The organism is Micrococcales bacterium (genome assembly GCA_016703125.1).
Taxonomy (GTDB): Bacteria; Actinomycetota; Actinomycetes; order S36-B12; family UBA10799; genus JADKAV01.
Genome location: JADJCR010000009.1, coordinates 27328 through 47311, shown reverse-complemented (window position 1 = coordinate 47311; position 19984 = coordinate 27328). Strand labels below are relative to the sequence as shown.

The 19984-nt window shown below is 68.6% G+C and carries 20 protein-coding genes and 1 pseudogene; 5 read left to right on the top strand and 16 right to left on the bottom strand.

Annotated elements, in window-relative coordinates:
- Positions 1 to 212: 212 nt before the first annotated feature.
- A complete protein-coding gene (gene cysK / locus IPG68_13815) occupies positions 213 to 1145 on the top strand; it encodes a cysteine synthase A (GenBank protein ID MBK6764275.1) in 933 nt (310 codons plus the stop codon).
- A gap of 14 nt (positions 1146 to 1159) precedes the next feature.
- Here the strand turns inward: cysK and IPG68_13810 are convergent, their stop codons facing one another.
- Positions 1160 to 2038: a serine acetyltransferase gene (locus IPG68_13810; protein ID MBK6764274.1), complete on the bottom strand. Its 879-nt coding sequence runs from the start codon at positions 2036 to 2038 to the stop codon at positions 1160 to 1162.
- Positions 2039 to 2259: 221 nt separating this feature from the next.
- On the opposite strand from IPG68_13810, the gene IPG68_13805 reads away from it, so the two are divergent.
- On the top strand, positions 2260 to 3114 hold the full coding sequence (locus IPG68_13805) for a DUF389 domain-containing protein (protein MBK6764273.1): 855 nt from the start codon (positions 2260 to 2262) through the stop codon (positions 3112 to 3114).
- Positions 3115 to 3364: 250 nt separating this feature from the next.
- Here IPG68_13805 and IPG68_13800 read toward each other — a convergent pair whose 3' ends face one another.
- Positions 3365 to 5083 (bottom strand): acyl-CoA dehydrogenase, encoded by a 1719-nt coding sequence (locus tag IPG68_13800; GenBank protein ID MBK6764272.1) that lies wholly within the window; start codon positions 5081 to 5083, stop codon positions 3365 to 3367.
- Positions 5084 to 5122: 39 nt separating this feature from the next.
- Here IPG68_13800 and IPG68_13795 point away from each other — a divergent pair, with 39 nt between their 5' ends.
- Positions 5123 to 5371 carry a DUF2277 domain-containing protein gene (locus tag IPG68_13795; protein ID MBK6764271.1) on the top strand — a complete coding sequence of 83 codons (249 nt, stop codon included), beginning with the start codon at positions 5123 to 5125 and terminating at the stop codon, positions 5369 to 5371.
- Between the two features lie 38 nt (positions 5372 to 5409).
- Here IPG68_13795 and IPG68_13790 read toward each other — a convergent pair whose 3' ends face one another.
- The 8 genes and pseudogenes from IPG68_13790 to IPG68_13755 all read right to left on the bottom strand — a co-directional run bounded on the left by IPG68_13790 (position 5410) and on the right by IPG68_13755 (position 12775).
- The gene (locus tag IPG68_13790; GenBank protein ID MBK6764270.1) at positions 5410 to 6039 is read right to left on the bottom strand and encodes a hypothetical protein; all 630 of its coding nucleotides are present in this window, start codon (positions 6037 to 6039) and stop codon (positions 5410 to 5412) included.
- The gene (locus tag IPG68_13785) at positions 6036 to 6371 is read right to left on the bottom strand and encodes a hypothetical protein (protein MBK6764269.1); all 336 of its coding nucleotides are present in this window, start codon (positions 6369 to 6371) and stop codon (positions 6036 to 6038) included. The genes IPG68_13790 and IPG68_13785 overlap by 4 nt, the downstream gene beginning before the upstream one ends.
- Positions 6368 to 8154: pseudogene (locus IPG68_13780) on the bottom strand (TIGR03767 family metallophosphoesterase). Before IPG68_13780 ends, IPG68_13785 begins: the two are co-directional and overlap by 4 nt.
- Before the next feature lie 423 nt (positions 8155 to 8577).
- Positions 8578 to 9348: a DUF222 domain-containing protein gene (locus IPG68_13775; GenBank protein ID MBK6764268.1), complete on the bottom strand. Its 771-nt coding sequence runs from the start codon at positions 9346 to 9348 to the stop codon at positions 8578 to 8580.
- A gap of 48 nt (positions 9349 to 9396) precedes the next feature.
- Positions 9397 to 9837: a hypothetical protein gene (locus IPG68_13770; protein MBK6764267.1), complete on the bottom strand. Its 441-nt coding sequence runs from the start codon at positions 9835 to 9837 to the stop codon at positions 9397 to 9399.
- 54 nt (positions 9838 to 9891) lie between these two features.
- Positions 9892 to 10782: a hypothetical protein gene (locus IPG68_13765; GenBank protein MBK6764266.1), complete on the bottom strand. Its 891-nt coding sequence runs from the start codon at positions 10780 to 10782 to the stop codon at positions 9892 to 9894.
- Positions 10783 to 11009: 227 nt separating this feature from the next.
- Positions 11010 to 11339: an ATP-binding cassette domain-containing protein gene (locus IPG68_13760; GenBank protein ID MBK6764265.1), complete on the bottom strand. Its 330-nt coding sequence runs from the start codon at positions 11337 to 11339 to the stop codon at positions 11010 to 11012.
- Complete coding sequence (locus IPG68_13755) at positions 11336 to 12775, bottom strand: hypothetical protein (protein MBK6764264.1); 1440 nt, start codon at positions 12773 to 12775, stop codon at positions 11336 to 11338. The genes IPG68_13760 and IPG68_13755 overlap by 4 nt, the downstream gene beginning before the upstream one ends.
- A 62-nt stretch (positions 12776 to 12837) precedes the next feature.
- On the opposite strand from IPG68_13755, the gene IPG68_13750 reads away from it, so the two are divergent.
- Both IPG68_13750 and IPG68_13745 read left to right on the top strand, forming a co-directional pair.
- Complete coding sequence (locus tag IPG68_13750; GenBank protein MBK6764263.1) at positions 12838 to 13173, top strand: hypothetical protein; 336 nt, start codon at positions 12838 to 12840, stop codon at positions 13171 to 13173.
- Between the two features lie 140 nt (positions 13174 to 13313).
- Entirely contained in the window at positions 13314 to 13877 is a 564-nt protein-coding gene (locus IPG68_13745; GenBank protein ID MBK6764262.1) for a hypothetical protein, read from the top strand.
- Between the two features lie 312 nt (positions 13878 to 14189).
- On the opposite strand, the gene IPG68_13740 is transcribed toward IPG68_13745, so the two are convergent.
- From IPG68_13740 to IPG68_13715, 6 genes are all read right to left on the bottom strand, one after another.
- A complete protein-coding gene (locus IPG68_13740; GenBank protein MBK6764261.1) occupies positions 14190 to 14720 on the bottom strand; it encodes a DUF308 domain-containing protein in 531 nt (176 codons plus the stop codon).
- 73 nt (positions 14721 to 14793) lie between these two features.
- The gene (locus IPG68_13735; protein MBK6764260.1) at positions 14794 to 16200 is read right to left on the bottom strand and encodes a DUF2252 domain-containing protein; all 1407 of its coding nucleotides are present in this window, start codon (positions 16198 to 16200) and stop codon (positions 14794 to 14796) included.
- A 53-nt stretch (positions 16201 to 16253) separates the two neighbouring features.
- A complete protein-coding gene (locus IPG68_13730) occupies positions 16254 to 17129 on the bottom strand; it encodes a patatin-like phospholipase family protein (protein MBK6764259.1) in 876 nt (291 codons plus the stop codon).
- Positions 17126 to 18100 (bottom strand): patatin-like phospholipase family protein, encoded by a 975-nt coding sequence (locus IPG68_13725; GenBank protein ID MBK6764258.1) that lies wholly within the window; start codon positions 18098 to 18100, stop codon positions 17126 to 17128. The genes IPG68_13730 and IPG68_13725 overlap by 4 nt, the downstream gene beginning before the upstream one ends.
- Positions 18101 to 18147: 47 nt before the next feature.
- A complete protein-coding gene (locus IPG68_13720; GenBank protein ID MBK6764257.1) occupies positions 18148 to 18486 on the bottom strand; it encodes a hypothetical protein in 339 nt (112 codons plus the stop codon).
- Positions 18487 to 18558: 72 nt separating this feature from the next.
- Complete coding sequence (locus IPG68_13715) at positions 18559 to 19932, bottom strand: wax ester/triacylglycerol synthase family O-acyltransferase (protein MBK6764256.1); 1374 nt, start codon at positions 19930 to 19932, stop codon at positions 18559 to 18561.
- Between the last annotated feature and the right edge of the window lie 52 nt (positions 19933 to 19984).

Here is a 19984-nt window from a genome sequence, read left to right as displayed (position 1 = left end):
GGCTGGTCCTGGTCACCGCACCGAACTCCTTCATCGTGGAGCCAGCGGAATTGCGCAGTGCCGGTCACCGGATGGCGCAGTTGCTCCTCGACCACCACGGGCTGCGGGCTGACCCCAATCGGGGAGGGTTCCAACCGGTCCCCCTTCCGCCTTCGGCACAACCTCGCGCCGACGCCCCTTGCCACCGTCCCCACGGCTGGCAGACTGTCCCCATGAACATCGCCAACGACGTCACAGCCCTGATCGGCAACACCCCGCTGGTCCGGATCAACCGGATCAACGACGGTGCCGACGCCACGATCGCGGCCAAACTCGAGTTCTACAACCCCGCCAACAGCGTGAAGGATCGGATCGGGGCGGCCATGGTCGACGCGGCGCAGGAGGCCGGCCTCATAGGCCCGGACACGGTCATCGTCGAACCGACCAGCGGCAACACCGGCATCGCCCTGGCCATGGTGTGTGCCGCGCGCGGGATCAAGTGCGTGCTCACCATGCCGGAGACCATGAGCAACGAGCGGCGCATGCTGCTGCGTGCCTTCGGGGCCGAGCTGATCCTCACGCCGGGCCCCGAGGGCATGGGTGGCGCCATCGCCAAGGCGGAGCAACTCGCCGCCGAGAACCCCAACTACTTCATCCCTCAGCAATTCGTCAATCCGGCGAACCCGGCGATCCACCGGACCACGACCGCCGAGGAGATCTGGAACGACACCGACGGCCAGGTCGACATTGTGGTGTCGGGCGTGGGGACCGGCGGCACGATCACCGGTGTCGGGCAGGTGCTCAAGCAGCGCAAGCCGGACGTGCGCATCGTCGCGGTCGAGCCGGCGGCATCCCCGGTCCTGTCCGGCGGGCAGAAGGGCCCGCACCCCATTCAGGGCATCGGCGCCGGCTTCGTCCCGCAGATCCTCGACACCTCCGTCTACGACGAGGTGGTGCAGGTTCACGCTGATGACGCGATGGCGATGGCCCGTCGCAGCGCACGCGAGGAGGGTCTGCTGGTGGGCATCTCGTCGGGGGCGGCCTTGTGGGCTGCCGTCGAGGTCGCCAAGCGCCCGGAGAACGCCGGCAAGCTCATCGTGGTGATCATCCCCAGCTTCGGGGAGCGCTACCTGAGCACCCCGCTGTTCGCCGACCTCAACACCTGACGGCGGGCGCGGCGCTAGATCCCGCCGCCGTCGGTGTAGTGCTCCACCTGGGTGCGGGCCTGCGTGACGAAACTGCCCGGCGGGAGGTCGTGCGTCACCCACACCCCGCCGCCGATCACCGAACCCCGTCCGATGGTGATCCGGCCCAGGACGGAGGCGCCAGAGTACAGGGTCACATCGTCCTCGACGATGGGGTGTCGCGGCATGCCTTTGGGCACGCCGTCGAGCTTCTTGGCACCCAGCGTCACGTGTTGGTACATGCGGACGTTGTCACCGATGATCGTCGTCTCGCCGATGACAACGCCCGTGCCGTGGTCGATGAAGAATCCGCCGCCGATGGACGCGGCCGGGTGGATGTCGATCCCCGTTTCAGCGCGGCCGAGTTCGGAGATCACCCGGGCGAGGAAGGGCACGCCGAGCCGGTGCAGGCTGTGCGCGATGCGGTGATGCATCATCGCGTGGATCCCCGGGTAGCAGACCAGCACCTCGGCGATACTGCGGGCCGCCGGATCCCCGCGGTAGGCCATCTGGATGTCGGAGTCCAGCAGGTCGCGGATCTCCGGCAGCCCCTCGGCGAAACGCGCCACGATGTCGTCGCACTCGGCCGCCACCTGCTGCCCCGCCTGCCGCTGGAACGCCAGTTCGGTGGACACCTCTCCGGTGAGGTTGCCCAACGCGGACTCCAGCATCCTGCGCACGTACCCGTTGATGTCCGGGCCGCACATCCCCAGTCGCTGCGGGAACAGCGCCTTGATGAGGTGGTCGGTCACATCCGACATCACCTCGCGCGACGGCAGTTCGCCGGTGTCCTCGGTGCGCAGTTCCGCCAGTGCGGTCAGCACCTTGTCGTCAGCCCTCATAGGTCGTACCCCGCAACCACGTCCTGGTCGCATGGACCGCGGGGGTCATCAACATCACGTAGCGCATCGGGGGCCTCCAGGTCTCCGTCCGCCAGCCTACCGTCGGCGAGCAGACCCCGGCAGTGCTCGCAACCACGGCGGCCACCGCGCCTGGTGCCCCGCCCGGACGCCAACATGGCCTTGTGCTGCACCTGCGGATCTACTCCCCGGCCGGTCTCACCGCACAGGCCTGCGCAATCCTCGAGGCCTCCAGCATGGTGTCCAGCCTCGCGGTGATGCCCGGAACCGGCGTGCGCCCCGCCGGCGACCTGATCATGGCCGACATCCCCCGCGAGGCGGCCAACGACGTCATCGACGACTTGCGCGGGCTCGGCCTGCAGGACGAAGGGGCCATCCAGATCATGGGGGTTCCTACATGGATCTCCCGCCACGCACTGAAAGCCGAGGTCGACGCACCCGGCACCGGATCCGATGCGGTGGTGTGGGCGGAGGTCACGCAGCGGGCCTACGAGGACAGCGAGTTGACCTGGTCCTACGTGTCCTTCATGATCATGGCCACCGTGATCGCCAGCATCGGCATCGTGCTCGACTCCCAGATCCTGCTGATCGGGGCCATGGTGCTCGGCCCGGAGTTCGGGGCGGTCGCGGGTCTGGGTCTGGCCCTTGTGCGGCGGCGGCCGGCACTGCTGCGCCGGGCGGCCCGCACCCTCGTGTTCGGGTTCACCATCGGGATCGTCGTCGTGGCGGCGGCGACACTACTGGCACGCCTGCTCGGCTGGGTCACGTACGCCCAGGTCGTCGGCCCACGCCCGCTCACGCAGTTCGTGTACACCCCGGACAAGTGGTCGCTCATCGTGGCCATCGTTGCCGGTGCCGCGGGGGTGCTGGCCCTGACCTCAGCCCGCGCCGGGGGCCTCACCGGGGTGTTCATCTCGGTCACGACCATTCCCGCAGCCGGCAACGTGGCGCTGGGCCTGGCCTTCGGGGCCTGGCATGAGGTGTTCGGCAGCAGCCTGCAACTGGTGGTCAACATCACCGGCATGGCCCTGGCAGGGTGGGCGACGCTGGTCGTGAAGCAGAGGCTGTGGAACCGGTCGCAGCGTGGCTGACCGGCTCTGCCCCCTCCCCGTCCACCCGGAGCGATACGGACACCCGGGAGCGATAAAGACCGGTTGGAACGCTCCCAAACGTCCGCACCTCTCCCGCCTACAGCCAGGGCGCCTACGAAACACCTCGCGGTGCAATCGCCACGAGCGCCCCGTCCACCCGGGAGCGATACGGACACCCGGGAGCGATAAAGACCGGTTGGAACGCTCCCAAACGTCCGCACCTCTCCCGCCTACAGCCAGCGGCCCGGCGCTACTCCGGCATGACGTACTCGTCGGCGAGCCCGAGCACCTCCTCGACGAACGCCTGCTCGGCACCGGCCTCGATCCGCGGCGCGCGCACCAGCCCGAGGGCGGCGGCACGCTGGGCGTCGGTGGCCGAGGCCTGCCCGTGCAGAGCGACCGCGATCTCACTGACGTCCTGCACGAACACCGCGAAGATCCGGTCGATGTGCGCGTCACCGAGACCCGGCATGTCGCTGATCGTGCCGGGCCGGGCAAGCCCCGCGGACTCGCAGACCAACTGGGCGTACACGACCTGGGTGAACAACTGTCCGAGGGTGAGCAGGAAGTCGAGGTCCTTCTGCTGCTCCTCACTCGGCGGCGCACTCATGACCATCTGCGTGAATGCGTCCACCTGCTCCAGGAACAGTGCCACGTTGGGCAGGTGCTGGTACGCCTCGAGCGCCGGCCGCCACGGGGCGAACGTGATGCGGCCGAGCCCGGATGCCCGGCCCTGCCGGAACAGGTACTCGTCGTCGGCCGCATCCTGGCGCACCGGGATCTCGGGGTACTCGCCAGTGGCCATCAGGTACTGAGGCAGGAACTTGAGCACCAGTGCGAGGTTGACGTGCACCGTGCCTTCGAGCTTCGGCAGGGCCCGGATGTGCTGGGCGGCCTGCTCGAAGTAGGTGTCCTTCTCGAAGCCGCGGGCGGCGATGACCTCCCAGAGCAGGTCGATGACCCGCTCACCCTCGCTGGTGACCTTCATCTTGGTGATGGGGTTGAACAGCAGGAAGCGGCGGTCGTCGTCGGAGGCCGAGCGCAGGTAGTCGGCGCTGCGGGCCGAGAAGAGCTTCATGGCCAGCAGTCGGGCGTAGGCATCGGCGAACATGCGCCGCACGTGCGGGAAGGTCGTGACCTTCGTGCCGTAGAGCACGCGGTGGTCGGCGTGGGTGACCGCCTCGTAGAAGGCATGCTCGCAGATACCAATGCTCGCCCACCCGAGGTTCACCTTGCCCACGTTGACGGTCGCCAGTGCGGCGTCCCAGGCAGCCTTGCCGGTGTGCAGGATGTCCGCCTGCGTGACGGGGTAGTCGTGCAGGGCGAAGGCCGACACGTACATCTGGTCGGCCACCACGTTCTTCTGCAGTTCGTACTGCGGGGCCTGGGTGTCGACGAGGAAGAACACGTACTCGTCGGTGTCAGCGAACTTCCCGAACACGCTCAGTCGCCCTGCGACGTTGCCGTTGCCGATGTAGTACTTGGGCCCACTTGCAAGCCAGCCGTCGTCGGTGGGCGTGAGGATCATGTCGGTGGAGTAGATGTCCGCGCCGTGGGACTGCTCGGACAGCCCGAACCCGAAGATCGCGCCCGACTCCAGCAGCTTGCCGACGAGTTGTTTGGCTTCCTCGTTCTCACTCATCCACACCGGGCCGAGTCCCAGCACCGTGACCTGCCACGCGTACCAGTACGACAGGGAGTAGAAACCGAGGATCTCGTTGAGGTCGTTGATCCGGGCGGTGTCCCAGCGGGCACCCTCACCGCCGACCGCCGCCGGCGTGCCGAAGGAGGCGAGGATGCCCTCTTTGGCGTTGAAGTCGAGGAAATCCTGGTACCAGGCGCGGGCGTGGAACTCGTCCTTCATCGCGCCCAGGCCCTTGTCCTCGAAGAACTGGATCAGTGCCTTGAGCTGGCGCTGCGTCTCGGGGTCGTACGCCGACGGGTCATAGGTGTGCGGGTTGAAGATCATGGGGTTACGGTAACCCGCCCGGCATGACAGCCTGGGGGGATGTGCCGGAACATCACCATCCTGCGGGGGCTGGAACCGCCTGCGACCGAGGCGGAGATCCGCGCCGCTGCCGAACAGTACGTGCGCAAGGTCAGCGGGGTGGGCAAGCCCAGCCCGGCGACGTCCGCCGCCTACGCCGAGGCTGTGGTTGCTGTGGCCGCCGCGACGGCCGTCCTTCTGGCTGAACTGCCACCCCGGCGACAGCCTCCGCAGTCCGAACCCCCGCTGCGGAGGCTTGGCCGGGCCTGAACCAGCAGCCGGGCCGGGGAGCCCGAATTCCGCCGCGGTCAGGCCTGCGGGCGCCACGTGCTGCGGAACAACGCCGACCACGCGGTCAGCAGCCAGGCGGCCACGAAACCGACGATCAGCCACGTCGAGAACGAGGCCACCCAGCCCCGCACGAAGAATGCGTTGAGCCCCGAGACCAGCCACACCAACAACAGCATGCCCAGCGTGATGAGGATCGTGACCAGCCAGCGGACGGGCCGCTGCCGGATGGCCGCGAAGTTCGCCGACAGCGGGTTGCGCGCGCCCGCTGCAGCCGCCACCGGCACGAACGGTGTGATCGCCAGCAGGACGATGCCGGGCCAGAAGTAGAACGCGAGGCCGATGCTCACCACCACGGTCCAGCCGACCACCCACGCCGCGAACCGCCCGAGTTGTGCACCCCGCAGATCCCCGATCCCGCTGCGCTCGCCTACGCTGCGGCCGGCGATGTGCGCCATAAACGCGAACGCGATCAGCAGTACCGCCGCCGAGATGCCCAGCGCCAACCAGAACGGGGACAGCCCCAGCAACGACGCCTGGACCACCGCGTTCACCCCGGCGACGATGATGAAGGGCAGGAAACCCCGCCACATCCTGGCCAGGCCGGTGGCGAGGACCGACCAGCCGTATTCCTTCTCGACCACACTCATGACGTGCGCTCCCCAGCCTGCTCGATGACGTCTTGCACAGGACCCGAGAAGATCTGCTCCCCACCGACGGTGATGGTCATCACCTGCTGCTCGTCGTCGGGAACCGTGACCGCGATCTCCTTGCGGTCCAGTGTGGTGCCCGAGCACGTGAACTCGCCGTCGCCCTCCACGCACGTGGGCGCCTCGAGCAGCGCGATCCCCTTGCTCAGCAGCACGTCGTCAGCCGCGATCTCCACCGTCGCCAACGGCACACCGCTGACCTGTTGCAGCGCGTCGATCTGCGAGCACCCGACCAGCAGGGGCGCCGCCAGAAGCCATGCCCAGCGCCTCATGACTGCACCTCCGCGGCCACCAGGCGGGCCTTCGCGGCCATCTCCGCCCTCTCCAGGTCCGCGTCGCTGATGGTCGCCAGGTCGAAGGGCGCGGGCAGGAGCAGTTCGCAGTTGCGGTCCAGCGGCGAGCCCATCCGCATCGGCGGGTTCTCGATCCAGTCGTTGGCGGCGAGTTGCCGGCTCAACCCCGCCAGCCCGTCCTGGCTGTAGTCCGACGGCGTCCAGTCCGCCGCCGCGGTGTGGTCCAGCGACGTCGTGAAGATCGACAGCGTGCCGTCGCGGTTGTCCACGATCTCGATCAGTTGCTGCTGCTGGGGAAGTCGATGCAGGAGGCCGTCGTGATCTCCCAGAAGCCGCCGCCGCCGGGTTTCGGGTGCGGGATGATCGTGTTGATGTGGGTGTGGCCGTTGATCCAGGCCACCGCGTTGGGGAACTCCTGCACCATCGCCACGAATTCCTCGGCGTGGATCAGTCTCTGGGTCGGTCCGATCACCGGCTGTGCCTCGTTCTCCAGCGTGGTGCTGTTGTGGTGGCTGAGGATCACGCACAACTTGCTCTGCTCCTGCGCCTGCGCCAGCCCCGCCTTGAGCCATTCGAACTGGTCTTCCGGGACCGCCCCGTCAGGTCCGGCGACCTGGTTGCAGGTGTCGAGGCCGAAGGCGCGCACGTGCGGGCTGAGGTCCGCGGTCCAGAACCGCTGGCCGGTCTTCAGGTTGTCCTGCGTGTACCCGTGTCCCACCGGTCCCGGCTTGGCCGGGGAATCCAGGTGCGCCTGGATGAAGTCGAGACCATCCAGCAGTCGCCGGTCCGGGTCGGAAGTCACGGACTTCATCCCGGACTGCATCCCCAAGCTGCTCCGGGCGTCGTGCAGGAACTGGGTCACCGGGCTCAACTCGTTGGCCCAGCCACCGAGGAAGCTCGCCGCGAACGGCTGCCACACCGCAGCTTTGCGGTCGCCCACGGCGAAGGCCCGCAGGGAGTCCGAAATGGCCAGCGTTCCGAGGAAGTCGGTGTCGTGGTTGCCGTACACCGCGAACCACGGAGTCGCCAGCCCCACCGACTCGACCGTCTGGCTCACCGCTGCCTGCAGCATCCCTGGAACTGTGGGGAACCCATAGGCACCGTAGGGGTCACCGGCAGGATCTTCCGGGTGGTAGGCGAAGGCCGACTCGGCCCACACCTGCACACCCTCGTAGACGCCGGGCTTGCCGGAGTTCGGTGTCACCGGAAGGCCGTCCAGCAGGTTGATGTACCACTCGAGTTCCAGCATGGAGATCATGTCCGCGCTGTCGCCGGTGTTGAACGCCGCGGTCATCGGCGCCCCGGTCAGCGGGCTGAACTGCGCGGCGCGCATCGCCTGCACCATGGCAGCGCCGACGTTGACCGTCAACGTGTCCTGCGGCCGGAAGGAGCCGGCCCACAACGACTCACTCTGGCCCACCATGATGTCCAGGCGGGCCGGGGACTGGGCGTCCATGATGTGGATGTCGCTGAGGTGTCCGAGGTAGGCGATGCTGCGCCGCCGACCGGTCCGACCCGGTGCGGCTTGTCGGCCCAGGACGTCGTAGCGGGGGACGTAGGACTCGCCGGGCCCGGCGGTCAAGTGCCGGTACTGGCGGTACTTGGGCGTGGTCAACCGGATCGTCTGTTCCAAGGTCGTGGGGACGTCGGCGGGCTTGGCCGGTTGCGCCAGGCGCGCGGCCAGCGCCTGCTCCGGGATCCCCAGAGACGCCGCCAGACCAGCGGTCGCAGCGAGAAAACCCCGCCGGGAAAGTCCTGCCATCGGCCACCTCCGTCGCACAGTGCTGGATGGCAGCCTGTCAGGAAGTAGCCCCCGAATGCCAGCGCGACCCGCTGCTGATGTTGGTGTTCATCGGGGTCGTCCCGGGCCGACGTCGCCGTGGCGGGTTTCGCGCGGGGCCGGCCCGAGCCCGGCCACGTTGCGGACCGCCCTCAGCTTGGGGGAACAGATTGCGCCTCTGCCAGAGAGGTCGCGGGTTCTCCCCACGGCACGTTGCGCGCCATCGCCGCGAGGTAGCCGATGAACTCCTCGTCGGTGATCGCCTCGACCATCGTCGTCATCTCAACCCCTACCCGTTAGGCACCACACTAAGCCGCAAACCCAAGCAGGCGGCATCCACCTCTGAGCCACTGCCCGCATTATGGACGCCATTCCGACGCGGGAGGTTCCCGCGCTGATCCTCGGTCAGGCGGTGCGGGGTGGTGCGCGGCTGGTGGTGGGGGTGATGTGGGGGATGCCCTGGTTCATGGTGATGGTGTAGTGGCCGAAGTGCAGGTCGTGGTGGCAGGTCTGGCACAGCAGGACCATGTTGGACAGGTCGGTTTTCCCGCCGTGGGCCCAGTGGTGGATGTGGTGGGCCTGGCAGTAGCGGGGTGCCCGCCCGCAGCGGATGCAGCCGCGGTCGCGGGCGATCAGGGCCCGCCATTGGGAGGTGCTGGCCCCGCGTTTGCCGCGGGCCAGGGCCAGCGGCACGAACACGTTGCGCCGGCGGGTGCCCAGGATCACCGACACGATCGCGGTGCAGGTGAGCAGGTCGGACATCCGGGTGCCCAGCACCGACTCGTCGTCGAGTTGGGTGTGGTCCCCGGCGGACAGGTCTTCCAGATCGACGAGCACGCTGACCTGGGACACCCCCAGCGGGTGCCGGTTCGCCGCCCCCGCGGCCACCAGGTCGCCCAACGCGTCGGCGCGGCGCTGTTTGGGGGTGCGGGGGTCGTCGCGGCCGGTGCGGGCCATCAACGGGGCCAACGCGTCGCGCAGGTTCGCCCCGGCGACCGGGTCGAGGTACCCGTCGAGGCGGAACATCCCGTCCGGGGTTTCCGACAGCGACAGGCTGCGTTTGGCGTGCAACCGTTGGGCCTGGTCGTCGCGGGCCTGCGGGCGGTACTGGTCGGCCAGCAGCCGCAGGAACCGGCGCAACTCGGCCGGTTCGACCTGTTCGGCGATCGTGACCACTCGGCCTCCAGGTCGGCGAAGGTGGGGATCCGGGGCTTTCCGCGGTGATCACCCCACATGCGCCGCGGAGATCCTGCCCGGCCCGGAACGCCGCATGCACCACCGGCAGGTGCTGCAGGGCATTCCGCGGGCCACCAGACCCGAACCGGTCTGCGGATTCGCGCCGGTGGCCACCGCGACCAGCATCCCGGTGCTGCCGGCGTGCAACACGCGGGCATCCGCGTGCTCATCAGCGGCGGCCGCGAGGTCGGCCAGGTAGGCGTCGAACCGGTCACGTAACCGGGCCGCCACCGCCATCGACCCCGCCCGCTGCTCCGCGCACAACCACTGCGGGTCCGGCAACCCATCCACCAACCCGCCGATCTCATCGAACACCGCAGGATGCTCGCAGGGCAGCTCCGCGGCCAGCGCCAACCGCCGGGCCACCTGCCGCGACACCTCCGAACACCACCACCACCCCACCGATTCGAACAGTACGAACCTACCCACGGGGTACGACAAACACCACAACCAGACGATGATCTGTGGACAAACCCAGGGCGATCAGGAGATCCGGCGTGACACTGCCGTGGGTTCGGGCTGCAGCACGATTTGGAAGGCCACGGTGCGCTCGGTGTACGGGTTGCGTCCGTACAGCACCACCCCGCCCGGCACGTTGCGCACCCGAAGGAGCACCTCGTGACCGCGGTTGGCCAGGCGCACCTGCTGGCGGGCCGCACTGCGCAGTCCTGGCAGCGTCTGCCGACCCTCGAGACTGCCAGACAGGTAACGCAGGTCCGTCACCAGAGCGGCGGAGTCGGTGGCCCGGATCCATCGCTTCTGGGACACCACACGACGCTGGGCGGGCACCCGGACCCGCTGGGGGGCGTAGGTCCACTGCGCGAAGTTGTCCAGATCGACCCCGGCCCCGCGCTGCCCGCGCAGGATCGCAGACCCCGAGACGATGAGGCCGTCGCGGACAACGACGGTCGATGCCACCCGCACCACCGAGATTCCGTCGTCGATCCGGTAGGACAGCGACCACGTGGTCATCCCGTCGGCCTGCGTGCTGTCGACGCGGGCTTTGGCCGACGCCGACAGCAGGTGAGATGCGCACCGTTGCGGCTGCGCCGGGACCATGGTGGAGTCCAGGTCGACGAATCGGTCCGGGGCCAGCAGGTCCATCCGCAGGAACTGCCGGAACGAGCGGCTGGCGATGACGCCGAACTGCCCGCGGGCCAGCACCCAGGGCCGCTTGCGCAAGCCGAGATAGCCTGCAGCCTCGGTGATCTGGGCCTTGCGCAGCCGGGCGTCCAGGACGAATCCGCTGCGGTCGTACGTGCCGAGGCCGCGAACGGTGACCGCCGGCCAGCCGCTGTCGCTGACCCGTCCGGCGCGGGCGTCGAGCCTCTGCACCTGGACCGGATCGCCCTCGGGCGCGGTGCGCAGACGCACGATCCCGCCGTCGAGGAAGGCTTCGCGAGGCCACCCAGTCGGCGTTGAGCTGCGCCACGGCTTGCGCCACCGGCACCGGTTCGGCGGCGGCAGGCGACGCCATGATCAGGAAGCCACCCGCGGCGACGACCCCCACCACCCGTTTCACACGGCCTCCTCATGACCCCCGGCGACACCACCAGTGTGCGTCACCGGGTCGCCACCGCCGGATGCGGGGACGCCCGCGTTCAGACTTCGGCCAGGAAACCGCCGGACTGGTGGATCCACAGCGCCGCGTACACACCACCGCGGGCCAGCAGTTCGCGGTGACTTCCCTGCTCGATGATCCGGCCGTCGTCCATCACGAGGATGCGGTCCATCGCCTGGATGGTGGCCAAGCGGTGCGCGATGACCAGCGTGGTGCGTCCAGCCATGGCCTGCGCCAGCGCCCGCTGGATGTGGACCTCGCTCTCGCTGTCCAGGGCACTGGTCGCCTCGTCGAGGACCAGGATGCGGGCGTCCTTGAGGATGGCCCGGGCGATCGCGATGCGCTGGCGCTGCCCGCCGGACAACTTCACCCCCCGCTCCCCCACCAGGGTGTCGAACCCGTCCGGCAACGATTCGATGAAGTCCAGCGCGTAAGCCCGGGTCGCGGCGTCGCGGACCTGATCCTCGGTCGCGCCCGGCAGTCCGTAGGCGATGTTCTCGCGCAACGACCGGTGGAACAGCAATGGCTCCTGCGGAACGTAGGAGATCTGGCGGCGCAGGCTGCGCTGGGTGACCTCCGCGATGTTCTGGCCGTCGATACAGATGCGCCCTTCCTGCAGGTCCGAGAAGCGCAGCAGCAGGCGGGTGAGCGTGGTCTTGCCGCTGCCGGACTGCCCGACCAGGCCGATCTTCTCCCCGGCCGCGATGTCGAGGTCGAAGTGCGCGAACAGGGGCTGGTCGTACTGGCCGTCGTGCCCGAACGTGACGTCCTGACGCTGATCGCCCCCTGCGTGACCACCAGTTCCGTGTGCTGACGGTCGCGCACGGTGGCCGGCTGATGCAGGATCTCCACCATCTCGTGAGCATCGCCGATCACCTTGTTGTAGTTGCGGATCACCTCGTTGATCGACCACAACTGCCCGGTCACGGTCAAGGTGTAGGTGACCGCGAGGTAGATCGCACCGATGTCGATGGTGGCGTTTCCTGCCGCCAGCACCGCGGCCGCCACGGCGCCGGTGTTGATGATGGTGATCACCGAGGAGTACCCGGCACTGAAGGTCAGGAAGGACCGCATCACGTCCAGGTCGCGGGCCGTGCGGATCTCGGCGACCTCGCCTGCGGTCTGTCGCTCGTCGGGCTCGGAGCCTTGCGCCTTGACCGCGGCGATGTTGGTCATGACGTCGGCCAGGAACCCCGTCATGCGGTTGGCGGCGTGGGCCTCGGCGACCGTGAGGTCGCGCATGCGCCGGGTCGCGAAGAACACCAGTGCGATGAAGGCCGCGGACATCACGAACAGGAACACCGCGTAGGGCCACATGACGAACGCCAGCACCACGGTGGCCACGAGGATGCCGGTGACGATGGGCACGAGTGCCCACACGATGGTGTCCCAGAACATCTCGAAGGCACCGAGCAACTTGTTGGTCTGCGAGACCAGCGCGCCGCTGAACCGGTTGGCGTGGAAGCCGATGCTCTGCTCGGTGAGGTGGTCGAACACGCGCTGGAACAGCAACGCCATACCGCGGACCTCCATGGTCCACGCGGCCCACAGCACCACCCGCCACCCGATGACGGTGCCCAGGATCTGGCTCAGCAGATACCCCACGACCAGTGGCCAGCTGCTCTCCCAGCTGACCGTCCCGCTCTGGATCCGGGTCAGCAGCAGCGAGATGACGAACGGCCCGAGGAACTGCCCGATGCCCACGGCGAACACCGGCCCGACGATGGACACCACCCGCCGGGCAGGCGTGACCCCCGCGGCGTCCCAGAAGAGGCGCAGCGTCGCAGTGGAGGTGGACACGGCCATCCTTCGATTGTCCGTTCTCAGGGTGGGCCGGCTCAAGCCGGTTACCGGGTAGCCTGGCTGCCATGGTGCTACGCGCGCTGACGGTCGGGCTACTGGCCGCTGCCCTGCTCACTCCGCCGGTGGCCTCGGCGCAGGCCCCCACCAAGGAACTGCAGGCGACCGCCACCGTGCAGGCCCGCGTGCAGTTGACGCGGATAACGAGCGACCGCGCCAGTGGCACGGTCCGGTTCACCGGCCGCCTGCGCGACGGCACCCCCGCTGTGGGGGAAAGGGCACCATCGTCATCCCGGGCACCCGGACAGCAGCCGGATTCCGCACCAGCGGTCGGGGCTCGGTCATCTTCGACGCCACCCTGCGCCGCGCCGATGCCGAGGGGCGCAGGACTGCTGTCCCACTGACCGACGCCGTCGGCATACTTCGGTTCGCCGGCGGCTCGACCGAGGGCACCGGCATCTTCATGGACAAGGGCACGCTCAGGTTCCTCGGCGGCGCGGCGGAGGGGACCGGGATCTGACCGGGCCGTGACACACTGGCTCGCGTGAGTGCTGACGAGTTCCTCGACCGGGTGATGCCACATCTCGAGAACCTGAACCCGCAACGGTTCAGTCATGCCTCCTGGCGCTTCGAGAACCGCCCCACGTCGGAGGCCGTCGGGCTGCTGCCGAGCCCGGACACCGACGTCGAGGCGATGGTCGCGCACATCCTCGACGTGGAGGGATACCCCGATAACGTGAAGTACGTGGAGGCGATCGACGTGGTCGAGCGGCGCTCGGCCACTGACGTCACCTACGTGCAGCACATGAACCTGCCGCTCATCGGGCGCATCCAGGTGCAGATCAACCTGTCGGACCACGGGGAGCGCGACGGGTATCGAATCGTGGCCTGGGACCAGGACGACGAGGCGACGACCGCGCTGGACAAGAAGCGGGGGGCACGCACCGCCTACAACCTCGGGGCCTGGCTGCTCACCGAGGACTCCGTCGGCTACGCGTTGTCCTCCGCCCCGCTCAAGAGTGACGTCGGAACGCTGAAGTACATGGCCATGACCAGGGTGCCGACGTCACGGCCAGCGAGGTCCTCAAGCTCAACATCGAGGGCATGATCGCCTGGGCGCTACCGGGGCTGAGGGCGCCCGCCCGCCCATTCGGACCGCCGTTGTGACGAAGGTGCGGGGCCACCCACCCGTTCTGCGACGAAGGTGCGCGGTCCGACGCCCCGGCACCGGCCACCTTCGTCACAAACCGCCGCCGCGGGCCGCACCAACGTCACAAAGACCCCCGGCAGACCCCCATTGTGACGAAGGTGCGGGGCCACCCACCCGCTCTGCGACGAAGGTGCGCGGTCCGACGCCCGGCACCGGCCACCTTCGTCACAAACCGCCGCCGCGGGCCGAACCAACGTCACAAAAGGTCGGCTACGAAGCGACGAGCCGGCCCAGCCTCTTCAGTTGGAACGCCCGGATCACGTCGGTGACGCCTTGCAACATCGCCCAGATCCCGGCGAAGACCAGCAGGATGTAGACCCGCTCGAAGAGGAACTGGCCGGCGACCCAGAAGGCCAGCACGAACATGATGATCCCGGAGACCAGGCCCAGCCACCACAGGTCGTTCTCCGCGCGGGTCGCGAACGCTTCGATCACCCAGAAGATCGCGACCAGCAGGAACAGGAAGCCCAGCGAGTCAGCCAGTGCGGCCGTGGTGGCGCCCGGGTTGAACAACGCCCACAGCCCGGCCAGCACGAACAGCACACCGAAGACGACCCACAACCACTTCCACCCCTCCACGACCGTGGAGATGGCGAACTGCTGGATCCCGGTGAACAGGAACATGGCCCCGACGATCACCCCGACCGTCGCGACCGATGCGCTGTCCATCTGCAGGATGACGATGGCGATGACGAACCACGCGATGCCGGTGACCAGGCTCAGCCACCACATGCGGCTCATGGCACCGGCGGCCTCTCGACATCCTCGGGCAGTTCGGTTCCGGACATGGTGCCTCCTTCAGGTCACCTGTTTCCTACCAGCCCGAAGCCGCCACCTTGATGCGACCCGCCGACGCGGCCTCCTGCATTGCCTTGTGATCCGCGGCGTTCTGGTCGGCGTAGGCCTCCGCGAAACCCGTCAGAGAGGTGTCCATCGTGTCGCTGGAGCCGAGGTAGCCGGCCAGCGCGACGCGGTCGCCGGAGCGACTGTGGGCGCGCGCCAGCGTCCAGCCACACATGTGTCCGTAGATCTCCAGGGCGGTGGCATCCATGCTCTGGATGTCGGCGGACTCCTTCCAGTCCCACATCTGCCGGACGTAGAAGTCGACCTCGTTGTCCTTGACCGTGAGTTGGGTCCACCCGAGCAGGATGTCGGTGGCGGCCTGCATGACCCGCTGCCCCTCGACGACCCGTTGCCCGTGGTGCCTGGCGCGACTGCGGCCCAAGTAGGGCTCCAGCACCGACGCCTCTGCCTGCTTCAGCTGCAGCATGAGGACATCACTGTCGTCCTGGTCGGCCATCAGCAGCATGACCCAGCAGCGGGTCCCGACACTGCCCACCCCGACGACCTTGCGGGCGAGGTCCACCACCCGGTAGCCGGAGAACAGCACCCGCCGGTCGGACAGCAGCGAGCGGCGGTAGGCCACCAGAGCCGCCTGCGTCGCGTGGCGGATCTGCTCCTTGTCCGCGCTGCCCACGACCTCGTCGAACGGCTCCATGAACGGCGGGTTGCTGTCGAAGGTGATCGAGCCGTCCGGGGCCGTGGTCGTCAGTTTCTGCAGAGACTTCTGGCTGGTCTTCGTCTCCGCCTTCGCGACGAGTTTCTCGAAGGACTTGCGGTACTGCTTGTCGACCTTGCCCGCCCAGCGGTTCTCGATGTCCTGCGCGGTCAGCCGCGAGTACCACACCTCGAGGCGTGGCATGTGGGAAAAGGTCTGCACGCTGTCCCGGTAGGTCCGCACGACACGACTGATGATGTGCGCTCGCGTGGCCTCGTCGAAACCGTTGGCGCGGCCCGCCACGGCGAAGCTCGCGACAAGTCGCTTGAGGTCCCACTCGAAAGGTCCCGGCAGCGTCTCGTCGAAGTCGTTGACGTCGAACACGAAGGCCCGGTCCGGTGAGGCGTAGCCGCCGAAGTTGGACAGATGGGCATCGCCGGCCAGTTGCACTGTCAGGTGGGTGTGCGGGCTGTACGACAGGTCGCTGGCCATGACCGCGGCGGCCCCGCGGTAGAACGCGAACTCCGATGACAGCATCCGCGCGTAACGGATCGGCACCAGGTCGGGGACGCGCGACGTCCCCTGGTCGATGAGGATCTGTACCGGATCGCGGCGGTCGGCCGGCGCCTGCCAGTGCCCGAGGCCCTCCCGCGGCACGCGCTTGCGGACTTCCCGCCCTGCCCTACGTCGTTCCTGCCTGCCTGCCGATTCGGTTGCCGCCACAGCCACGCCCCTTCTCTACCCGGCACAGCCTAGGACCTCAGCAGCACCGATGATCAGCCGTTGCTCGGATGCACCGCCAATCGGCGCAGTGCATCTGACGCGTCGAGCCCCTCCGGCAGGTTGTAGACCCCCCGCTTCAGGCGCCGCGGAAGTCCGGCGAGTTGCACCTGCGCTGCCTGCCGCCCCGCGTCGATGGCCGCCTGGGCGTCGCTGAAGTCCAGCAGCCGGCCCTCACTCGTGGACAGCACCACGACCGGGGTCCTGGCCGCGGCCTTCACCAGGACATTGACCGCCTGCCCGCGGATCTGGTGGGCGTAGGACAGGGCACCGACCTCCCACCAGCGGAATCCGGCCACGGTGTCCGGCGAGGTGGCCGAATGCCCGGTGTCCAGGACGACGATGGTGCCGGCGCTGTCCGGGACCGCCCGCAGCGGCATACCCGCCACCAGCCCGCCGTCGATGAAGTGCCCCCCGCCGATCTCCACCGGCGGGAAAAGGCCCGGTAACGCGCATGAGGCCATCACCGCTGTGGGCAGGTCACCGCTGTCCAGCACCACCTCGTTGCCGGTGGTCAATTCCGTGGCCACCACCCGCAGCGGGATCGGCAGGTCGGCGAAGTCCGGGGGCAGCATCTCGGCGATGCGGTTGCGCACGAGTTCCTCCTGGCGCCGGGCCTGGCGCACCGTGACTCCTCGGGCGATGGCCCGGATGGGGCTGGCGAACACCTCCTCCTGCAGCCACAGCCAGAAGTCGCGCATCTCATCGGGACTGCGGCCGGCGGCAAGAGCGGCGGCATTGATCGCTCCCAGGGAAGTGCCCACGACGAAGTCCGGACTCACCCTGCGTTGCGCGAGTTCCTCCAGCATGCCCACCTGGGCCGGGGTCCGTCCCAGGCCGAAGGTGGTCACGACGGTGACCGGCGCCTTCATCGCCGCACCTCGCGCAGCGACTCCAGCAGGTCCGCGCTGAGGCCGTGGTCGTCGGCGCGGGCATACAGCCCTGGGCGCAAGCGGCGGCGCTGCTGCAGTACGACATCGGCCAAGTAGCTGCGCGCCATGGCATAACCCGACACACCGGCCCCCATGGTCCCGGCGAACTCCAAAGAGCCACGGAGGTCGTTCGGCGTGAGCAGCAAAAACACCGGAACGTTGGCTGCGGCCTCGCGCAACTGCCGGCGGCGCTGACTGGCCGCCATGATCGCCGCGACCCGCCCCAGAACCCTGCCCGGCGTGATCCCGGCCTCCCCGGCAGTTCTGGCGCCGGTGTCCAGCACCACCATGCTGCCCGCGCCGCGCTGCAAAGACGGGATGGCGGGCAAGTTGGCCGAGGCGAGACCGTCGACGTAGTGACCATCCCCGATCTGCACTGGTGGCAGCACCCCCGGGATGGCCGAGGAGGCCAGCAGGGCAGGGATCAGCAGGCCGGTGTCGAAGACTTCCGGCATGCCGGTGGCGAGATCCGTGGCGACCGCTCCGAACGGCACCTCGAGGTCCTCGATGCGATCCGTGTGCAGGATCGACTTCAGTGTCGCTTCCTGGGTGGCGCTGGCCACCAGGCTGGGCGAGCGCACCTGGGCGATCCCGCGCGCCAACCACTTCTCACCGGTGAGGAAGGACATGTTGATCTGGCCCCAGACGTAGGCCAGGCGATGGACGCCGGAGGCGAGGTCCTCGGCGAGGATGGCGCCGGTCAATGCACCCGCCGAAGTCCCGATGACAGCGTCGGGGACGAGGTCCGTCTGGCTGAGGGCTTGCAGCGCCCCCCACTGCACTGCCCCGTGCGCACCCCCACCGGCCATGACGAAATGCACCGGCTTGGGTAGCAGCCGGGCCAAGGGGATGGGGTCACCCGCGCGGCGCTGCTCGGGCGTCCGCGGCCCCGGGACATCCATCTCCACCACGATTCAGGTGTACCGCACTGAGCCGGGCGCGTGGGTCCCCCGGGGGGTCAGCAGAACTGGCTGACGCGCGCCTTCCACGAGGCACGAGTCTGCTTCGCGGACTTCACGGCTGCCCTCCTGGCCGGCTTCTTCTTCTTGGGGGCCGCCTTCAGTCGCTGGCGCGCCGTCTTCACGTCGGCCTTGGCACGCGCCAGTCCCTGCTCGGCACGGTCACAGCGGGGGTCGGGGCGCTCACCCGGACCGGGGCGCTCTTTCGGGCTCGGCCGGTCCACAGTCACGGCAGTCTCCGTAGCCGCGGTGCTGACGGAGGCACCCCCCAGCAGCAAACCGGCGGCCAGGGCCGCACTCATCATCGTCCCGGTCAATGTCCGCCCGCATCTGTTCATAACCGCGAAGGTAGGCCCAGCCTTTGCGCGAGCGCATCCCCCGTTCGTCCCACATCGGCCACTGGCCAGGGGTCAACCCGCGAGGTCGGTCAGCTCCGCCAGTCCGCTCTCAATACCCCCGGCCAGCACCTGCACATCGGGCATGCGGTCGTAATCGGCGGTGATGCCACAACAGATCTGTCCGTTGTAGGACACGATCGCGACTGTGACGAGCTGGTTCATCCCCAGCGGCACGTACCCAAGCATCTGCAGCATGGGCCTGCCCAGCATGAAGAGCTGCTGCTGCGGCCCAGGCACATTCGTCGTGATCGTCGACACTGCCGGCTGCGGGGTCCGGGCTGCCAGCCGTGCTCCCGCGGCGTAGAGGGCCGGCGGCAGGAATACGGCGTTCTCGATCAGGGAGTCGATCCCCTCGACCGTGCCGCTGCGCTTGGCGTGCTGCATCTGCTCGCGGATGGCCCCGAAGCGGGCAATCGGATCAGCGAGCCCCACCGGCATGTCGGCGAACATCACCGCGACCTCGTTGCCACCCTTCGGGGCGCCTTGGGGCCGGGTCGATACCGGGACCATGGTCCGCACGAAAGCCGCTTCCGGCAGGTCCGGTTCGCGGCCGAGGAGGAACTCCCGGTAGCCGTTGGTGATGGCCGTCAGAATCACGTCGTTGACGGTGCCGCCGAGCCGGTTCTTGATCTGCTTGACCGCGCCCAGGTCACCGTTGGCCCATGCCCAGCGCCGGTGCGGGCCGGGCTGGCCGAGCAGGTGGTCCTCCGTGTGTGCCAGGGTCTCGCCGATGCGCAGGGTGCCGACCACCGCGGCAGCGGCCTTGTTCATGGCATCGCGCGGCGACGACAGATCGGCCGCCAGGTGTCCCAGCCGCCCCAGCCCGACACGGGCGGTGTCGACGACCGCACCGGCCAGCACGCTGGCGGTGGACGGCGGCGCGCTCGGCTGCCACTGCGACAGCGACGGTGCGGTCACCTCCGGGGACGGGTCGAGCAGCGTCTCCATGATGTCGGAGCCGGACAGGCCGTCCACCATCGCGTGGTGGATCTTGTTGAGGATGGCGAACTGCCCCTCCTGCAGGCCCTCGATCAGCCACATCTCCCACAGCGGCCGGTGCATGTCGAGGCGGTGGGATAGCTGTCGGCTGGCCAGCGCCCGCAGTTGTTCCCGATCACCCGGGTGCGGGAGGGCCGTGTGGCGCACGTGGTACTCGAGGTTGAAGTGGACGTCGTCCTGCCATGTCGGGATGCCGAGGTTGAGCGGCACCTCCCGGATCACCTGGCGGTAGCGGGGCAGTCGGTCCAGGCGCGCGGCGACGTGGGCCAACAGGTCCTCGTACGCCGGTGGCGGGCCGTCGAAGACCAGCAGCGAACCGATGTGCATGGGCAAGTTGTCGCGTTCGAGGACGACGAAGAGGTCATCGAGAATGCTCAGTCGGTCCACACCGCCACCCTAGGTCGGCGGGCGGGCTCTGCGCAGCGCTTCGACCCGGACC